General features: G+C 32.7%; 15 protein-coding genes. 2 read left to right on the top strand and 13 right to left on the bottom strand.

The features are described from left to right. Positions 1–31: 31 nt before the first annotated feature. Positions 32–832, top strand: a complete 801-nt coding sequence (locus tag P8625_RS07180; RefSeq protein ID WP_279652777.1) for a TIGR00266 family protein — start codon at positions 32–34, stop codon at positions 830–832. Between the two features lie 99 nt (positions 833–931). Here the strand turns inward: P8625_RS07180 and P8625_RS07175 are convergent, their stop codons facing one another. From P8625_RS07175 to P8625_RS07165, 3 genes are all read right to left on the bottom strand, one after another. Beyond that, positions 932–2,317 (bottom strand): TlpA family protein disulfide reductase, encoded by a 1,386-nt coding sequence (locus P8625_RS07175; RefSeq protein ID WP_279652776.1) that lies wholly within the window; start codon positions 2,315–2,317, stop codon positions 932–934. 293 nt (positions 2,318–2,610) lie between these two features. Next, entirely contained in the window at positions 2,611–3,429 is an 819-nt protein-coding gene (locus P8625_RS07170; RefSeq protein WP_279652775.1) for an O-methyltransferase, read from the bottom strand. Positions 3,430–3,591: 162 nt separating this feature from the next. Continuing rightward, positions 3,592–6,150 (bottom strand): ATP-dependent Clp protease ATP-binding subunit, encoded by a 2,559-nt coding sequence (locus P8625_RS07165; RefSeq protein ID WP_279652774.1) that lies wholly within the window; start codon positions 6,148–6,150, stop codon positions 3,592–3,594. A gap of 513 nt (positions 6,151–6,663) precedes the next feature. Between P8625_RS07165 and P8625_RS07160 the strand changes: the two genes are divergently transcribed. Next, positions 6,664–7,809 carry a N(5)-(carboxyethyl)ornithine synthase gene (locus P8625_RS07160; protein ID WP_279652773.1) on the top strand — a complete coding sequence of 382 codons (1,146 nt, stop codon included), beginning with the start codon at positions 6,664–6,666 and terminating at the stop codon, positions 7,807–7,809. A 425-nt stretch (positions 7,810–8,234) separates the two neighbouring features. Here P8625_RS07160 and P8625_RS07155 read toward each other — a convergent pair whose 3' ends face one another. From P8625_RS07155 to P8625_RS07105, 10 genes are all read right to left on the bottom strand, one after another. Continuing rightward, positions 8,235–8,729, bottom strand: coding sequence for a hypothetical protein (locus tag P8625_RS07155; protein WP_279652772.1), 495 nt, complete (start codon positions 8,727–8,729; stop codon positions 8,235–8,237). An 88-nt stretch (positions 8,730–8,817) separates the two neighbouring features. Continuing rightward, positions 8,818–9,627: a class I SAM-dependent methyltransferase gene (locus P8625_RS07150; protein ID WP_279652771.1), complete on the bottom strand. Its 810-nt coding sequence runs from the start codon at positions 9,625–9,627 to the stop codon at positions 8,818–8,820. Positions 9,628–9,959: 332 nt separating this feature from the next. After that, positions 9,960–10,397 carry a hypothetical protein gene (locus tag P8625_RS07145; protein WP_279652770.1) on the bottom strand — a complete coding sequence of 146 codons (438 nt, stop codon included), beginning with the start codon at positions 10,395–10,397 and terminating at the stop codon, positions 9,960–9,962. 406 nt (positions 10,398–10,803) lie between these two features. Continuing rightward, positions 10,804–11,169: a hypothetical protein gene (locus P8625_RS07140; RefSeq protein ID WP_279652769.1), complete on the bottom strand. Its 366-nt coding sequence runs from the start codon at positions 11,167–11,169 to the stop codon at positions 10,804–10,806. A gap of 601 nt (positions 11,170–11,770) precedes the next feature. Continuing rightward, positions 11,771–12,553 (bottom strand): hypothetical protein, encoded by a 783-nt coding sequence (locus P8625_RS07135; RefSeq protein ID WP_279652768.1) that lies wholly within the window; start codon positions 12,551–12,553, stop codon positions 11,771–11,773. 582 nt (positions 12,554–13,135) lie between these two features. Then, positions 13,136–13,606, bottom strand: a complete 471-nt coding sequence (locus tag P8625_RS07130; protein ID WP_279652767.1) for a hypothetical protein — start codon at positions 13,604–13,606, stop codon at positions 13,136–13,138. A 966-nt stretch (positions 13,607–14,572) separates the two neighbouring features. Further along, entirely contained in the window at positions 14,573–16,117 is a 1,545-nt protein-coding gene (locus tag P8625_RS07120) for a hypothetical protein (RefSeq protein ID WP_279652766.1), read from the bottom strand. 539 nt (positions 16,118–16,656) lie between these two features. Further along, complete coding sequence (locus P8625_RS07115; protein ID WP_279652765.1) at positions 16,657–18,465, bottom strand: acyl-CoA dehydrogenase family protein; 1,809 nt, start codon at positions 18,463–18,465, stop codon at positions 16,657–16,659. Between the two features lie 45 nt (positions 18,466–18,510). Beyond that, positions 18,511–18,873: a four helix bundle protein gene (locus P8625_RS07110; RefSeq protein WP_279652764.1), complete on the bottom strand. Its 363-nt coding sequence runs from the start codon at positions 18,871–18,873 to the stop codon at positions 18,511–18,513. Between the two features lie 39 nt (positions 18,874–18,912). Beyond that, entirely contained in the window at positions 18,913–20,103 is a 1,191-nt protein-coding gene (locus tag P8625_RS07105; protein WP_279652763.1) for an acetyl-CoA C-acyltransferase, read from the bottom strand. Positions 20,104–20,105 lie beyond the last annotated feature (2 nt).

Below are 20,105 nucleotides of genomic sequence, written 5' to 3'. Positions count from 1 at the left end.
AAATCTTCTTATAACTATAAAAGTAAAAAATATGAATGCACACGAAATTGATTATCGCATTTTTGGGGAAGAAATGCAGTACGTTGAAATAGAATTAGACCCGCAAGAAGGAGTTGTAGCTGAAAGTGGTAGTTTTATGATGATGAATTCCGATATAAAAATGAATACCATTTTTGGAGATGGATCAAATCAAGAAAAAGGGTTGTTAGGAAAAATTTTTTCTGCTGGAAAAAGAATTTTAACGGGTGAAAGTTTGTTTATGACTGTGTTTACCAATGAAGGTCAGGGAAAAAAACAAGTATCTTTTGCCTCACCTTATCCAGGAAAAATCATTCCAATTGATTTAACTGAGTTTGGTGGCAAATTCATTTGTCAAAAAGATGCCTTCTTATGCGCTGCCAAAGGAGTATCGATTGGAATTGAATTCTCAAAACGCTTAGGTAGAGGCTTGTTTGGAGGAGAAGGGTTTATTATGCAAAAAATGGAAGGAGACGGTATCGGTTTTGTACACGCAGGAGGTACTATGGCAAAAAAAGTGCTACAACCCGGAGAAGTATTAAAAGTAGATACAGGCTGTATCGTTGGTTTTACGCAAGATGTTGATTACGATATTGAATTTGTAGGAGGAATAAAAAACACCATTTTTGGTGGAGAAGGCTTGTTTTTTGCAAGGTTAAGAGGACCAGGAACGGTATATGTTCAGTCGTTGCCATTTAGCCGATTAGCAGGTAGAGTGTTAGCTATGGCACCTCAAACAGGAAGAGGTGATAGGGGAGAAGGCAGTGTGTTAGGAGGATTGGGAGATATTTTAGATGGGGATAATAGATTTTAGTTAATTGAACTAACCACCATTATTTTATCTATAACATAAAACAACCACTGATTCTTAATCAGTGGTTGTTTTATTGATGTATAGAAAACAAATTAGGTTTTAAATACCCAATTCATTAAACAAATTAATTAATTTTTCTCCTTGTGATGGTGCAGGAGCATTTGGACTTACAATTTTACCTTCAGGATCTATGATGATAAATCTTGGCAGTCCCTTGATTAAAAAGTTTTGAGCCCATTCTAGATTCAAGTGACTGTCTCCCGCCATTAATTGTATACCAGTCATTTCTCTGTCTTGAATCGTTTCTTTCCACTTCTCTTCTTTCCCTTTATCATCAACATTAATACTTACAAACTCTATGTTTTTACCGTGGTATTCTTGTTCTAACATCTTTAATAAAGGAATCTCTCTTTTACAGTAACCGCACCAAGTAGCCCAAACATCGATGTACAAGTACTTTCCGTCTTTTAATAAATCATCCATAGAGGTGGTACCACCATCGTAATTCACGTAATCTTTAAACTTAGGAGCAGGTTGTCCTTTTGCTGTTGTTTTTAAAAGATTATAGTCTTTGGTAATTTCTTTTTTATGCGTTTCATTAGTAGAGTACGCCATAAACTTTTTGTAAAACTCTTTTAAATCACTAGCATATGTAATGCTATTTTGCGCACTACTGTATAATAAATCGTTTTTAGCAATCGTATCGGTAACTTCAGTTTGTACCGTTTCTAAGTATGTTAAATAATAATCTTCTCCTTCTTTGTTGTTTAATGTGGCGATTCTTTTTAACTCAGCTTCTAACATGGCTCTGTAGAAATACGAGTTCACATAATCGCTATCGCTACTATAATTAAAGTTTTCTAAAGGGTCTGGGAAGTCTTCTGAAACTTTAAAATCTTTATTTCCTGTAAGCGTAGCGTGGTAATCTTGGTAGTTGTAGATGTTTCTTAAACATTCATAGTCTATATTTTTTACTTCTTGTGTAATGAATTCAGCAGGTAATTGTTTAGAAATAGAAAGTTCAGTTACTGCTTCCTTGTATTCTTCAGTTTTATTTAGGAATTCTTCTTCCTCTAAGGCAAAATATTTATTGGCACTTACCAATATTTCAGGCCAAATTTTTTGCTTTTCAAGAAGATAGTTGTTTATCTCTTTATTAGCTCCTTCAAAGTTGATAATTTTAAGATTTTTAAAATCAAAAACCATCCCTGTGTCATCAGTTTTTGTCAAATATACATTGACCGGTTTTTTATTAAAAATTAAGGTGTAATACCCATCTCTCTCAATTCTTAAGGTATCTGTAAAAGAACTGGTGCTTTTGTCAAAATTTATTTTTTTCTCAAAATTAAAGCCATTTAAAGTAAGATTACTTTTTTTATAATTGTCAATTTTACCAGATAAAATCAGATAATCCTTTACAGGTTCTTCTTTTTTACATGAAATTATGGTGACTCCTATGAGGGCTAAAAGTACTAGTTTTTTCATCGTTTTGTGTTTAGTAAATAATGGTGTTTAAGGGGTCGAAGTTACTTTTTTAAAGTTTTTTATCAAAGAAATTAACATTTTATTTGAATAAAACATTATTTTTCTAATGAGATAGAATCTTTAATTTTTTGTAAACGCCGAAAAATACAAAAAAATAATGTATACAGGCAGAACTTCGATAATAAATTTAAAGACTGTTTTTACTGTTTAATGAATTTGGCTTAAAAGTATTTGCTGTAATTGTAAAAAAAATATGCACATGATTCATAGCAACTCAATAACTAGAGGCATTTCTAATAAGAAAGATGTAGACTAAATTCTTTATGATGTATGGGTTCGTTTTTGTCAATTATTACTATTCCTTGCTCGTACAAGTCTATCGAAAAATTAACATCTTTATCTTTCTTTATAATTTCCCAAGCTTCTGTCATTCCATCGCTCCAATAAATATCATCAAAAACAAATATGGCTGTTTTTTTTATTGTAGCTTTTAAAGCTTTAAAGTATTCGAGTGTGGGAGCTTTTTGGTGGTTTCCATCAATAAATAGTATATCGTATTCTTCTTTATTTTCAATCACCTTCGAGAACGTATTTTCATACAAGCCTTGAATTACTTCAAATTTTGAATTTGGAACAATGGTAGCGAATTGGGCAGCAGATATTTCGCAAAGTTGAGGCAATCCTTCCATAGTGGTTAGTTTACCATTTTTATTTTTCATTGCTTCAAGTATGTACGATCCTGAAATACCAAGATTAGTTCCAATTTCTAAAACTTTAGGAGCATCAATTGCATCAACTAAATGGTATAAAAACTGACACCATTTTTTGCCAGAGGCTGCTTTTTTGCATATTTCTCGTACCGAAACTACTTTATCGGAAGAGAATATTTTGTAGCTAATGGGGGTATTATCTGCTAAGAGTTTAGTTCTGTAGTTTTCACAGTTCGAAAATGAGTTAAGATCTTCATTCTTGTGCAATTTTTTTTGGGTTACTATAAATGCGTTTATTACCTTTTGAAGTGTGTCGTTTTCTATTTTAGATAACTTTTTTAATTCGTGTTGTTGAGTTATTCTTCTTTTAAAGATTAAAAGATGCTTTGTTATTTTCTTCATTGTGTATTTTACCCTTAATCTATTAATAAGTGGGGAGTCTTTTATTGTTAAAACTGATTTTGGATATGATTAGTTATAATGAATTTACTTGTGTTTTAGAGATGTTCTTTTTTGCAAAAATACTAAAAAACCCAAGCTATACTGCTTGGGTTTTTTACTTTATTACTCTTCGTCAATTTCAGTGCGGGACTCTTTAGGCTTTTCGCCTTTTTCTATTGTAATGAGAAGTTTTTCATCCTTCTCATCTAAGTCCATAAAAATTGAATCTCCTTCATCTAGCTTAGAGCTTACAATTTCTTCAGCTAAAGCATCTTCTATGTATTTTTGAATGGCTCTTTTTAAAGGACGAGCACCGTATTGCTTATCAAAACCTTTGTCGGCAATATAATCCTTCGCTTTTTCACTTAAAGTTAGCTTATAACCTAAGTCGTCAATACGTTTTAATAATTTATCCAATTCAATATCGATGATTTTATGAATATCTTCACGTTCTAGTGAGTTAAAGATTACAATATCATCAATACGATTTAAGAATTCAGGAGCAAACGATTTTTTTAAGGCACCTTCAATAACGCTTTTAGCATGGGCATCTTCCTGTTCTTTTTTTGAAGCAGTTCCAAAACCAACACCTCCACCAAAATCTTTTAACTTACGAGCTCCAATGTTTGAAGTCATGATGATAATAGTGTTTCTAAAATCAATCTTACGACCTAAACTGTCGGTTATATATCCATCATCTAATACTTGTAAAAGCATATTGAATACATCGGGATGTGCCTTTTCAATTTCATCTAATAAAATTACTGAATAAGGTTTGCGACGCACTTTTTCAGTTAACTGTCCTCCTTCTTCATAACCAACATAGCCTGGAGGTGCTCCAATTAAACGAGAAATGGCAAATTTTTCCATATACTCACTCATATCAATTCTAATTAAAGAATCTTCAGAGTCAAACAACTCACGTGCTAATACTTTTGCTAGTTGAGTTTTTCCAACCCCTGTAGAACCTAAGAAAATAAAAGATCCGATAGGTTTGTTAGGGTCTTTTAAACCAACACGGTTACGTTGTATCGCTTTCACAACTTTGGCAACAGCGTTGTCTTGACCAATGACTTTACCTTTAATTAATTGTGGCAGTTCTGCTAAGCGATGACTTTCTGCTTCGGCAACGCGATTAACAGGAATTCCTGTCATCATCGATACTACCTCTGCTACATTATCTTCAGTAACAGTTTCTCTATGTAGTTTAGAATCTTCTTCCCATTGTTTTTGAGCAGAATCTAAGGCTGTTTCAATATTTTTTTCATCATCGCGTAGCTTGGCAGCTTCTTCGTACTTTTGTCCGCTTACTGCTTTTGTTTTACTACTTCTTATTTCTTCAAGTTTTGCTTCTAGTTCTAGAATCTGTTGCGGAACCACAATATTGGTAATATGAATTCTCGATCCTGCTTCATCTAACGCATCAATAGCTTTGTCTGGTAAAAAGCGATCGGTCATATAACGGTTGGTTAATTTTACACAGGCTTCAATAGCCTCATCAGTAAAAGTAACATGATGATGTGCTTCGTATTTACCTTTAATATTGTGTAAAATTTGAATCGTTTCTTCTACTGTAGTAGGGTCTACAATTACTTTCTGAAAACGACGCTCTAGGGCTCCGTCCTTTTCAATGTTCGTTCTGTATTCATCGAGGGTAGTAGCTCCAATACATTGAATTTCTCCTCTTGCTAAAGCGGGTTTTAGCATATTTGAAGCATCTAAAGAACCTGTAGCACCACCAGCGCCTACAATGGTATGAATTTCATCTATAAATAAAATGATATCATCGTTCTTTTCGAGTTCATTCATTAAAGCTTTCATACGTTCTTCGAACTGACCTCTATACTTTGTTCCTGCAACCAAGCTGGCTAGGTCTAGAGAAACGATGCGCTTATCGAATAAAATTCTAGATACCTTTCTATCTACAATACGTAGTGCCAATCCTTCAGCAATGGCAGATTTACCAACACCAGGCTCTCCAATAAGCATTGGATTGTTCTTTTTTCGTCTACTTAAGATCTGAGAAACACGTTCTATTTCCTTTAAACGACCTACAACAGGGTCTAATTTTCCTGCTACGGCTAATGCGGTTAAATCACGTCCGAAGTTATCTAAAACAGGGGTTTTAGACTTTTTTACTTGCTTGCCTTTTTGAGGTTGTTGTCCGTACGGATTCGATTTTTCATCTGCAAAATCGTCACCAGAAGGAGTTTCTCCTATTGGTGAAATAAATGTATCATTATCAACATGCAGCTCTTTGTATAAGTTTTTAGCTTGCTCATAATCTACATCATACTTTTGAAGTAATTTTGTAGTTGGGTCGTTCTCGTTGCGCAAAATACACAGCAGTAAATGCGCAGTATCTATTGCGTTACTTTGATATAATTTAGCTTCTAAAAATGTTGTTTTTATTGCTTTCTCTGCTTGTCTAGTAAGGTGTAAACTCTTTTTTTGTGGAGTTGTAATAGATGGGGTGGTGGGATTTAACTTCTCTAATTTATTGCGTACTAAATCTAAGTCAACATCAAAAGTTGTTAATATTTCGATGGCTTTTCCATCTCCTTTTCTAATCAAACCTAACAAAAGATGTTCAGTTCCAATAAAGTCATGTCCTAGTCGTAAGGCTTCTTCTTTACTAAAAGTGATTACATCTCTAACCTGTGGTGAAAAATTATCGTCCATAAAATTATTTTCTGTCTCTGTAAAGTTAGTAAGTTTTTTCCTTAAAAATTACAAAAAAGATGCCAATAGTTTTTTACTGACAATATGACGAATAAAAAAAGGAGATCATTGCAAAAGCTAATTTCTTTTAGGGTATGGTCTCAAGGGACTCTTTATATCTCAATTTTAGAGAATATTTTTTAGTCGATTTCTCATCAATAACTAGGTGTCTTGTTCTGAAATATAGTTACAGGTTAATACTGAAGCTTCGATTTAATATTATTTTGGTATTATCTTTATAATCATTTATTTAAAGGTACCTTTGACAAAGTACTATTTGTCTGTTGATATTGAATTTCTCCGTACTACTTCAGCGAATTCCGGAGACTTTTTAATTTAAGTCTTTGTTTTGATTAATGAACCCCTAGTAACCAACTTAATGCCTGATTGCTAGTAAGTAACTTTCTAATAGTAATTCTAATATTTCGCTTTGCTCATGTCATTACCGTGCAATTCGTGTTAATTTAAAAACATATGACTTTTTTAAAAATGGGAGTAATTGGTACTTCAAAGAAAGAAGATGAAAGGCGTGTGCCTGTTCATCCTGCACATTTAAATAGACTTCCTGAACATATTCGAAGACAACTTATTTTCGAAGAAGGTTACGGAAAACCTTTTAACATAGAAGACAAAGATATCAGTGCCTTAACAGGAGGAGTTGCTTCAAGAGGTGAAATTTTAGCAAGCATAGGTTGTGCTATAATTGCCAAACCTATTTTATCAGATTTTAAAGAACTAAAAGACGGAGGTATTATTTGGGGTTATCCGCATTGTGCTCAAAATACGAAAGTTACACAAACAGCTATAGATAAAAAATTAACTTTAATTGCTTTTGAAGATATGTATGTGTGGACGCCTAGCGGACAAATGGGAAGACATACATTTTATAAAAATAATGAAATGGCTGGATATAGTGCAGTTATACACGCCTTGCAATTAAAGGGAATAGATGGTCATTATGGAAATCAGCGAAAGGTAATTGTATTTAGTTTTGGTGCTGTAAGTAGAGGTGCTATTTACGCCTTAAAAGCGCATGGTTTTAGAGATATTACTATATGTATTCAAAGGCCAGATCATGAAGTGAGAGAAGAAGTCTTAAATGTAGACTATGTTAGAGTTATTAAAGGAAACCAAAACCAACCACGACTAATTGTTGTTGAGCATGATGGTTCACAAAGACCATTATTAGATTTAATTAATGAATCTGAAATAATAATTAATGGCACATATCAAGATACAGATAATCCAATTGATTATGTAATAGAGGAAGAAAAATCGATGCTTAAACCAGGTGCACTTATTATCGATGTGAGTTGCGACGAAGGTATGGGTTTTTATTTCGCAAAACCTACCACTTTTAAAAACCCAATAATTGCTATAGATAATATTGATTACTACGCGGTAAATCATACACCAAGTTATTTTTGGGAAAGTGCTTCAAGGTCAATTTCTGCAGCGCTACTAGTGCATGTACCGTCTGTTATATCTGGTCGCGAGAGTTGGAATGAAAATAAAACCATACTAAATGCTATAAATGTTGATAAAGGTGTGATTGTAAAAGAACATATTCTACGATTTCAGAATCGTGATAAGAATTATCCACATAATATAAAGGAATAATGAAACGATGTGTTTGGAAAAGAATTGTTGCAAATTTTAGATTCTAGTGCTTGCGCAAAATGTCTGGTTTATGTTTAGATGCGTGTTTAAGAAACTAGTATAGTAAACATTTAAGAGCGAGATGAATTTCCTAAGGAAATTCTGATTGATACTATCTCATAAAGTGTATAAACTTATTTATCGAGGGGTTGACTTTTTAGAGTTAAACCCTTTCTTCAAATATAGTTGGTTTATGACATGTGAGACGCAGCCACATGAGAAGCCATAATTTCTACTCATTCGCTATATATTCTGTTATTATTAGTTTCGTATGAAGTTCAAGAAGAAAGCTCAAAACACAACAATAAATTAGTTTTTAAAGTGCAACGTGCTTTGGTTTTGAACAGAAGTAATAATGATTTTCATATAGTGCTGTGCTACGTTATTTAATCAAATTCGCTTTCAATTTTAGTTAGATTAGAAATATCTTTATTTAGGTATTTTATACTAACTTTTGGTGGAATTGAAATCTCAATACAAGTTTCACTAAAAACTAATGTTTCCGAAGATAATTTTCCTTGAAATTCATTTGACATTCTCAATGCTTTGAATATTAATTTAAACATTTTTCTGTTAGAATATAATTCAAGTAATTTATTAGTCTCTTTTTCATTAAGTTCTTTATATCTACTAAAATGTATTTCTATAGATGGCGGAACAGAAATTCCAACGATTACCCTATTTGTTTTAAATCCTGCGTTTTCAATTAAAGGTAAAACATCAAATACATCTTTTACATAATCAACAAACTTATTTTTGGTATTTGTTCCTATATCTCCAATTTTAGAAAGCCCGTTTTTAAGTTGAGCTAGTACCTGTTCAGAAGTATCTGTAACTGTTTTAGATGTTTTTTTTAAAATTGATTTTTTTTCATTTAACATATTTTGTTCTGTTTCTTCAAATTATTACACACAACGGCATGTATGGGCAGTTTACTTTTGTTGCCCCTGCGGCAGTAACATTGCGTATTTACCTATTGTTTTTTCTTTTTGCTGTTATTGAATAAACCATTGGGATTTTGTCTTCTAAATGTTCTATTCTATATTTTCTCGGCTCAAATTCTATTGTCTTATTGAAACAGTTATAGGGGGAGTAATCAAACTCTTCAAGAGAATTTATTTCAAGTTCGTTATTAATTAAATTGTTTATTACTTCACTTATTCCGTGATTCCACATTACATATGATTGGGTTATAGCTGCTTTTTTGTCGGCATAAGTTCCATTTTCTGTTTCTATAATTGCTCCTGAATTAAAATATCTGTAATCAATTTTTTCAAAGTTATCGTCAAACATCCATACAACAGGATGAAATTCTACAAACACAAATTGTCCGTTTGGTTTTAAAAAATTAGAAATAATTTTTGCCCATTTATCCAAGTCTGGTAACCAACCAATTGTTCCATAACTTGTAAAAACAATATCAAATTTTTCGTTCAAATGGTTTGGTAAGTCATAAATGTCACAACAAATGAATTTTGTATTTGAATTTGTGTTCTTTGCAATTTGCTTTGCACTTTCAATAGCTTTGTCTGATAAGTCAACACCTATAACATTTGCTCCAAGTCTGCTCAACGAAATAGTGTCTTGCCCGAAATGACATTGTAAATGCAAAATGGTTTTTCCTTTTACGTCGCCAAGCAAGTTTAATTCGATGTTGTTTAGTGAATTTTTTCCTTTGATAAAATTGTCAAGGTCGTAGAATTTCGATTTTAAATGTATTTCGGTTCTGTTGTTCCAAGATTGTCGATTTATTTCTACATAATTTTGTTCTGAGTTCATTTTTTCTACGATTGGTTTTTCAAAATAACAGCTACAACAATTTATAAATGTTGTTACGGGATTAAAGTTATATACTTTGTTTAAGTACAAGTATTCGTAATTACCGAGTGGATTCGGAAGAAGTAGAATCCGCCGTAATTCTGGTTATACATATTTGTTAGCTATAGTCATTAATTTATCTTGATCTTTTCTTCAACCATCTCCAAATCAAAGGAACTATTGGGTTATTATTTTTTTCAAGTTGATATAAAGCTGGTTTAGTTTCTTTCAATCTTTTTAAACCTATGTATTCATCATCTAACCATTTGGAATACCATTCTTCAAAAGTTATTCTATTTTCGTTTTTTGTTTTTTGGTTTAATTAATTTTAAAATTCTATTTGCTATTATTCCAACATATGACGTCAAAACAATAATCAGCGATATCATGACTTGCCAATATTCCGATTTTAAATCCGTGAGCAACAATTCAAATTGAGGGATTTGAATAAAAGTCAAAATTGTTATTAAAGTAGAAAAAATTAGCAACGATTTTAAATTCCGATTTTTTGATTCAGGATTATTTCCAATTAAAAGTTCCTTTGTGTAGAAAATCAAAAGTCCAATTGTCAAGATATTCGGCAAGAGTAAATTCCAAATTTCATACTTTTCCTTAAAGAGATTTCCAAATGTTAAATAAACAAAGGTCAGCCACCCAAAAATATAGATTGTGAATAAGGTAAGTCCTATCCACAATAGTTTAAATAATATTTCGGGTTTCCATTGTTTCATTTCGGTGCTCTAATATTAAGTCTTGAAATATAGCTACAGTTTAATCCTGAAGCTTCGGGAGATTTTACGCTGATTTTAATACTGTATTCGGTGTTTTACATCCTAAAGATACGTGTAATCTTATTTGGTTGTATAGATTGATAGTGTTTTTTGGTACTCTTCATAATGATAGTTTGAATTTAAAGTTAGTAAATTAGAATTTATGACTGTCCTGTTTTTCGGGAAGCCTACAACGGGGGGATGTTCAAATGGCATATTTGATATGTTTTGAGCCCTCAAAAAAGCAAAATAAGGAGTTAAAAACTTTGGCTTAGTTCTAAATAAAGCCCTTACATAGCTTTAAAATGAATTCTATTTTTTTAAAATTTGGGTGTTGTGCATGAGCTACCGGTATTGTGCATAGTTTTTACTCACATACTTTATTTTTTTCAATCCATGGATTAATAAATTTCCTTTCTGGTTCGTCGAAAATCAGATAGAATTTTTTGTTTTTTTCCACGTATTTAAATTTCAATTCAGTACAATATTTTCCAGTTCCGTGATTTACGAGCATACTTATAATTCCATTTTCAATTTGTATATCTTTCACGGATTCTACCATAATAAAATTAACTTTTATGTCAGAAGGGATTTCTTTTTCACTATATTTTTCAAGGTCATTCATTTCAATCATTTCCTCAACGATTTCTTGAATCCATTTGTCAATTGGTCTTTCTTGGTTGATTTGGATGGTTGAAATTCCAATAAATAAAGTCAGTAAAATTATTTTCATATTCTTTTTTTTAAATTATGCAAAACGGCAGTCTGTCTCAAAAGTAGCATAAATGATTGATTTTTTTAGGTAAAAACGCCAATTTTTCAGCAAAAAAGTTTCGTTTTTGAATTGTTTCAAAATGTATCTTTTGAGTTTGTAAAGCTGTTATTTTAAGGCATACAGCCCCAAATAGGCTTACAATAACGGTAAAATGTGTTTTAATAAGACATTATACCTCTTTTACAAGGGTCTTGAATCCCATAATATTGATTACTCTCACGCAGTATATAGGCTTGCGCAAAGTTAATGTTAGGGGCATTGATGGGGCGAATAAGTGCATGCTCATGGCTGGGGCTGCATATAACATTAAAAAACTATTAAAATTCTTGGGTAAACCTACTAAAACTGAGGCAAAAGCGGTTGCTTTTGTGTTTTGGTTAAAAAACGTACGATATCACTTAATAAATTTCGTTTTAAGCTCAGAAAAAAAGCAAAATAAGGAGTTAAAAATTTTGGCTTCGTTCTAAATAAAGCCCTTACATAGCTTTAAAATGAATTCTATTTTTTTGAAATTTGGGGGTTGTGCATCAGCTATCGGTGTTGGCAATAGTTAATTCTGTTAAATTTCATTAAAATATTTTATGACTAAATAAATATCATAAAATGTATATTCTCTTTTTCTCAGTTTATTCAATAGTTTTTTATTTTCAGGCATTATCCGCATTATCATTTTTGTAAAACGTTCTGGTATAATTAATTCCATTTTTCCATCTTTTTCAATATAATAATGAACATTATAATAATTTGTGTTTTCTATAACTTGTTTAAAAAGTTTAGCTTTTTTTCCATTGTATAGAAGCTCTACTTCATTTGGAGAAGTCAGGTTTCCTTTAGTTTTTAAATCATTTCTGATTAAAAAAATCGCACCTTTTTCTCTATATAATTTTGAACTTGAAACAGGATATTTTTCTCCTAATTCAGTTACAAGTTTTTTTCCTCCAAAAGTTATTTGTTTTATTTTTCCGAAAATTGTGTCATTGTTTTTTGTAACTATAAAGTCTCTCCTTTCCTTTTTATTCAGTTTTCTTATATAATAATAACTTTCTTCTTTAAATAATGGTTTTTGATTTTTCGATATTCCTATAAGACTATCGTTTTTATCACCAAAAAACTCTTTATTTTTCAATAAAGCTAAATGGTATATTTTATTATCAGACCTTATTGTTTTAATTTTTTTTCTATTTACTTTATGAGATTTTTTGTTTGGATCGATTAACTTATTACCTCTATATCTTCCATAAATAGTGTCATTATTGTGAGTTACAATAAAATCCAAGAATTTATTTTGGGATGAAATTTCGTATGAAATAAAAATTAATGTAATTAAAATTATTTTCCTCATAATTATTGCCAACGTCAGTCTGTCTCAAAAGTAGCATAAATGATTGAGTATTTTAGGTAAAAACGCTATTTTTTGAGCAAAAAGGTTTGGTTTTTGAATTGTTTCAAAATGTATCTTTTGAGTTTGTAAAGCTGTTATTTTAAGGCATACAGCCCCAAATAGGCTTACAATAACGGCAAAATGTTTTTTTAACAAGAGAATATATATCTTTTGTAAGGGTACTGAATCCCATGATATTGATTATTCTCCTCAGGTTATAGGCTAGCGCAAAGTCAATGTTAGGGGTGTCGATGGGGCAGATAAGTGCATGCTCATGGCTGGGGCTGCATACAACATTAAAAAACTATTAAAATTCTTGGGTAAGTCTACTAAAAGTGAGGCAAAAGCGGTTGCTTTTGTGTTTTGGTTAAAAAATGTACCCTATTACTTAACATCTTTTGTTGTAAGCTTTCTGAAAGAAGAAAATCAGGAGTTAAAAATTTTGGCTTAGTTCTAAATAAAGCCCTTACATAGCTTTAAAATGAATTCCTTTTTTTTAAAATTTAGGGGTTGTGCATCAGCTACCATTGTTGTAAGCAGTTTTTATTCGTTTATTAAGACTATCTTTTCATTTACTTTATCCATAAAATTATGTAGATAGTTTGGCACGTTAGCTTTCACTTGGTCAATCCTCCAACTTTTTAAGTTTCCATTTTCCGAATATTGTATAAACAGTCCACCTCCATCAGCACAATCTGGACATCCAAAAACAGTTTCATTTTGATTCAGAAGTTGATTCGGGAAGAAATCGGTTAAGTTTTTGACTTGTTCGAACGCATCATTTTCTAATTCAATAAATTCCATATTTTGCCCATTGTAGTCGTCAACAGTATCTTCAAAAAGTGATTTGTTAGTAAGTTTAAAAGTTTCTACACATCCTTCTCCACCACATTCTCCGTAAAAATGTCCAAAAATCAGAAAATTTTGTTCGTTGATATTGATTTCGTTATCATCATCACTATTACAGGATAATAAAATTCCGATTGTTAAAATTCCTAAAATTATTTTTCTCATAACTATCATTTATTTTGTAGAAGTTATATTTGGTAGCGTTAAATTGCGTACAACACGTAAATATACGGACATTATATTAGACCAAAAAATCATTCTTAAATGTTGAATAATTGAGTGTTATTTTATTGATATTCAGTATTTTGTTTTTTATTTGTTTTGTCTGTAATTTGTATATTAAATTATTTTTTGGATTTTATAAAAATAAAAAAATATACAAATTATAGACGTTAATTTATATGATTCGGATGCGTAAAATGGTTATGGTAAAAAAAGAAGTGACTCTTTAAAAACCTCGCTGTCGTTTCGCTTGCAAAGTTAACATAGCTGCGGCTACCGACACATTCATCGAGTCTATTTTACCTCGTATAGAAATTGATATTCTCAGTGGATTGGTCTCGCTAAACGTGTGTTCATCTTGTAGTTTATTTACTTACAGAATATGAACAATTTGAAATTCATCATTTAAAATTATTGAGTTATGTTGATACCCTTACCTTCTTTTTGCATAAAAAGTCAAGTAGAGGTTTGACGCACACCATAGCGTTGAATTAACTGAACACTTGATAAACGTTTACTACTTGTCGTTATTTCAAAAACCATGCAAAATGTTTTTTGTAGCATCTTATAAATGATGAAAACCATAACAATTAACAATGATATGTATAATGTTTTTTCACAAAGCCTTTAGTCTTGTCATATTTAGAATGTTTAAAAATATTCTTGCCATTTATATTTGGTGAAGTAGGGTTTGCAAGCATCATCATTTGGGAGTTCTTTTACAAAGGGTGTGTATTTTTACTCTTATAAATTGTTCTAGAAAGGTAGTTTGAAAGGAAAGGTGCACGGATTTTATAGTAATAAGTGAATGCGTTTTTATTTTACGGTAGTATCCAGTTTTTTGCAAAATTAAACCCCGCATTAGCGGGGTTTGTTATTAGTTTTAACCGTGTCTGTATCATTCTTACGTTAATTACAACTCAGTGAAGTTCCTTTGAGTGACATGAAGGTATAAGCTGTTTGGTGTCCAATTTTTTGGGCCATCCATGATTTCCATGCATCAGAATTAGTATCAGACGGTTCAGCTCCTAACACACATTCACCTGTTAATAAAGTGTACATAAAAGCACCCGTAGCTCGATCTAAAATACCGTGCATGTGCCAATCATCACGATAAGCGGATTGACTAGGTATGGCTTCTTTTATTTGTGCATACAGTGTGCGAATAGGGATAGCACGTGCGTTGGGTAACTCTGAATTTCTAATCATGTATAGTGCCGTACCCAAGTCAGTACCGTTATTACTGTCACTTGTTCGTTTATCTAGACCGTATAACATAGAGGTATTTCCATGGTTACCATTATCTTGCATTGGAAAACCTAAAGAAAAATCGAATTTACTCGGATCTACCTTATAGCGTTTACTCGCTTCAAAATTGGTATTGGCTCTTCCATAATTAAAGTTAATTGGTGATGTTCCGCCGCTTACCAATGTTCTGTCCGATTGGGTAATGATCCATTTTAAACCATTTAAAATGCCGTTTTCTGAACTAGTACCTGTATGATTATAATTGAGTGTAGCATCATTGATACTGCAATTTTTATAGGGCGACATGAAATCGTGGTCTCCAGTATAATGTTCCTTGTTTTCTTCATTCGTTTTGGTAGAAAACGCCGTATCAGCAATTTCATCATCATAACTGTAGGCAGATGCTGTAGCGCTTTTATTGCTTAATTGCGAATAAATTGCTGCTGCTGCCACATAAGCTCCGTTGGGTGTAGGGTGCTCGGTAGCAGTATCTTTTTTACTACCAGCCAGTGCATTCCAGGCGAGTCCTGCAGGGATGGTTTCCAATTGATTTTCAGCGCCTTCTGCTATACGATACGTAAATTCTTCGTAATTTTTTACAGATGTGGTGTTTGCTTCATCTTTAGGCCATACTAACAATAGCATTGGTTTGGCACCTCCTTCAAGCACTTTTGAAGCGATTTTATTAACACCTAATGCGTAATAGCCTGGTACTTTTGAAACGATATAAGGATCTGCTCCCATAATCACATAGTCCCATTTATTAGTTGATTGGTTGGCTAAATTTTCCCAACGTTCAGTTTTGCCTTCTGGCCAATAATAATATTGCATTAATGAATGTGAATAATGCCAAAAGTTATATACATTACCGGCTTGACCCAAACCAACTTCAATGTTTTTACTCTTGTATATGTCTTCTGATACGACATTCACATCAAGTGTTACAGATTCATCATTCGATAAAATATTTTGCAGTTCTATAGCGATTTTATCTGAAGCAAATCCACTCGAAGAACTATTGATAGAATTGCTGGTGCCTAAGATTAGGATGTTGAGTTTACCATCGTCATTAAGATCTAAAGTTGTTGTTTCTGTTGGTGGTATTTCTGGTTCTGTTGGTGGTGTTTCATCTATAGGTGCATCTTGTTTGCTACAACTTAACATAAAAACAACAATTACTAAAAGAAGGATTACTTTTTTGTACATGGGGGAGAATTTAAACGGTTATTATTTTAATAATTGTTCACATAGTTTAAACGGTAACTAACATCTATATGTTTACAGTATTTTTTATATAGATATTACGTAAAAATTATCAACAATTTTATTTCTTCAAATATAAAAAAATAAACATACTAATGATGCTTCGTTCCTATAATAATAGCGATACTCTATTAGAAAAAGCAGTAATATTCCATGTATAAACTTGTGGCAAAATTACTTTAGGTATAGAAACAATGTTTTACTTATACCAGTAGCTTAAGAATGATAATGAATTAAAAATTGTACTTCGGTTGTACTTAGAAATATACTATTGCTTCTCAATAGCTCTGTTGAGTCTAGCCGAAGTACAATTTCCATTTCATTCAACTAATTTTACTCGAAGAGACAATAGACGAAAATGTGAAATAATAAATCGTATTATATCTGATAAAAAAAAGACCGCCAAAATTTAATTTGACGATCTTTTAAACAAACAACTAAATTCTAAAACCTATAAAAGTTGAAGAAAATTTTTCAATTTTTTAGAAGCAGTACTTATTTTCTGCTTTTAGTTTTTCTGCGATAGTATTACGTAACGCAACTACATTCGGGTAGTTGGTATATTTAGTAAAACGTTTTAATCCCATTAACATCATACGTTGCTCATCACCTTCAGTGAAAGAAATAACTCCTTCTCTGGCACTTTTGGTAATGATTTCTACTGCATTGTATAAATATAATTTTGCCATGGCTATTTGTTCTTTTTGAGCGTCTTCACCAAAGCGTTTGGCATTCTTTTCGGCTCTTAAAATTCCAGACTCTGCCATGTATATTTCAATTAAAATATCGGATGCAGCCGTTAATAATTGTTGGTGTTTTTCTAACTCAGGACCGAATTTTTGTAAGGCCGCTCCTGCCACCATTAAAAACACTTTTTTCAACTTGGCAATCATCTCTTTTTCCTCTGAAAATAATTCAGAATAATCAGGAGTGTCGAAAGAAGGAATTCCCATTAATTCATCTTTCACAGCCATAGCAGGATTCAATAAGTCTACATGCCCTTTCATGGCTTTTTTAACCAACATTCCTACCGATAATAAACGGTTGATTTCGTTTGTTCCTTCGTAAATACGAGCAATACGAGCATCTCTCCAAGCAGCTTCCATAGGGGTTTCTTCAGAGAATCCCATACCTCCGTAAATTTGAATTCCTTCGTCTGCACAGTTTTGTACATCTTCAGAAACGGCTACTTTTAAGATAGAACATTCAATAGCATATTCTTCAACACCTTTTAATTCTGCTTCTTGATGTGAGTTTCCTTCTGCTTCACGAATAGCAATTCGATCTTCAATATTTTTGGCAGCTCTATACGATGCAGATTCCCCTACATACGCACTGGTTGCCATTTCGGCTAATTTCATTTTAATCGCTCCAAATTCAGCGATTGGAGTTTTAAATTGTTTACGCTCATTGGCATATTCTACAGCCGAAGTGGTAATTCTTCGTTGAGAGTCTAAACAAGCGGCTGCCAATTTAATACGACCTACGTTTAAGGCATTCATGGCAATTTTAAATCCACCACCACGAACCGATAGCATATTTTCAACAGGAATTAAGGTATCGTTAAAAAATACCTGACGTGTAGAAGAGGCACGAATTCCTAATTTGTGTTCTTCTTCGCCTAACGTTACTCCGTTAGGATTATTCTTATCGTATTCTAAGATAAAACCAGTAATGTTTTTATCGTCTTCGATACGGGCAAAAACGATGAAGATTTCAGCAAAACCAGCATTCGAAATCCACATTTTTTGTCCGTTAATTTTATAATGTTTTCCGTCTTCAGTTAATTCGGCAGTAGTTTTACCAGAATTTGCATCTGATCCTGCTCCTGGTTCTGTTAAGCAGTAAGCTCCGAATTTTTCACCCATTGCTAAGGCAGGAACGTATTTTTGCTTTTGTTCTTCGGTACCGTATAAAGTAATTGGCATCGTACCAATACCCGTATGCGCACCAAAAGCGGTACTAAAAGATCCTGTTCCACTCGAAATGTAGTCACAAGTTAACATGGTAGAAACGAAGCCCATTCCTAATCCGCCATAAGCTTCAGGAACAGCCACACCTAAGAATCCTAATTCACCAGCTTTGCGCATGGTTTCTTCAGTAAGTGCAAAGTCCCTTTTTTCGAAGCGATCTTTGTAAGGAATTACTTCACGGTCGTTAAACTCTTTAACCGCATCACGCATCATGGTTTGCTCTTCTGAAAAATCTTCAGGAGTAAATATATCTTCGCATTTTGTTTCTTTTACTAGGAACTGCCCTCCGCGTAAAATATCTTTTGTTAATTCTGACATCTTTATTAGTTTTAAGAAAAGAGAAAATAGAGAATAGAAAAAAGACTAGGTAAGAGTATTTTGAAAACTCATTGTCATTCTTTGAAATTCTTCTATTTTTTCTTCAAGTATTGTTAATGTTTCTTGGTTAATATATTTTCTATGGAAAGCAACTAGTAATTGTGTGCCTAGTTCAAAAGAAGAACCTAAAGCAATATTTAAATAGTTGCTAAATGATTTATTGGTATTTGCTGAACCTTCCGCAATATTACTAGGCATAGAAACAGAACACCTACTCATTTGAGAAGACAAATAATAACGTTCATGTTTTGGCAACTCTACTAATACATCAGAAATGTCATTTGCAATTTCTAATCCTAGTTGCCAAATCTTTAAATTTTTATAATTATGTCTTTTGCTAGTGTTCATTAAAAATCTATTCTCTTTTCTCTATGCTCTTTACTCTTACTAGCTAAGAAATTCAAAAATACCTGCGGCACCTTGCCCTGTTCCTACACACATGGTTACCATTCCGTATTTGTTTTTCATTTCACGCTTACGCATTTCATCGAATAACTGAACCGATAATTTCGCTCCGGTGCATCCTAATGGATGACCTAAAGCAATTGCTCCACCATTTACATTAATGATATCCGAGTTTAAGTCTAGCTCACGAATAACGGCTAATGATTGTGAAGCAAATGCTTCGTTTAATTCAATTAATTCAATGTCACTTTGTTGTAAACCTGCTTGTTTTAAGGCTTTTGGAATGGCTGCAACAGGACCAATTCCCATAATGCGAGGTGGTACACCAGCTGCTGCATAACTTACCAAACGAGCTTCTGGCTCGATACCTAATTCTTTTACCATATCTTCACTCATGACCATTACGAAAGCTGCTCCGTCACTTGTTTGTGATGAGTTACCAGCGGTAACCGAACCATTTGCAGCAAATACGGGACGTAATTTTGCCAAGGCTTCTACGCTAGTTCCACGTCGTGGTCCTTCGTCTTTGGTAACAGTATAATTTCTTGTGGCACGCTTTCCGTTAGCATCAATATAGGTTTCTTCTACATTGATTGGTGCTATTTGGTCTTGAAAACGATCGCTATCTAAGGCTTTTAAAGCCTTCATGTGTGATTTGTAAGCAAATTGGTCTTGATCTGCACGAGATACGTTGAACTGTTGTGCCACTGCTTCAGCAGTATTACCCATTCCCCAATAATAATCTTCGTGACCTGCATTTACGATATCGTAGTTTAATTCTGGTTTAAAACCTGTCATGGGTACAGAACTCATACTTTCTGCTCCACCAGCAATAATACACTCTGCCATTCCAGATTGAATTTTTGCTACGGCCATACCAATTGTTTCTAATCCAGATGAGCAAAAACGGTTTACGGTAACTCCAGGAACATCTACAGAATCCAATCCGATTAACGAAATAATTCTCGCCATGTTTAACCCTTGAGAACCTTCTGGCATTGCGTTACCAACAATCACATCGTCGATACGTTTTACATCGAATTCTGGCAACTTCCCCATCATATATTTAATGGTCTCAGCCGCTAATTCGTCAGCTCTTTTAAATCTGAACACCCCTTTTTTAGATTTCCCTACGGCGGTTCTATATCCTTTTACTATATATGCTGTTTTCATAT

The organism is Tenacibaculum tangerinum (genome assembly GCF_029853675.1).
Classification (GTDB): Bacteria; Bacteroidota; Bacteroidia; order Flavobacteriales; family Flavobacteriaceae; genus Polaribacter; species Polaribacter tangerinum_A.
Note: the sequence above shows the minus strand (reverse complement) of the source record. Positions and strands in the feature narration are given on the sequence as shown.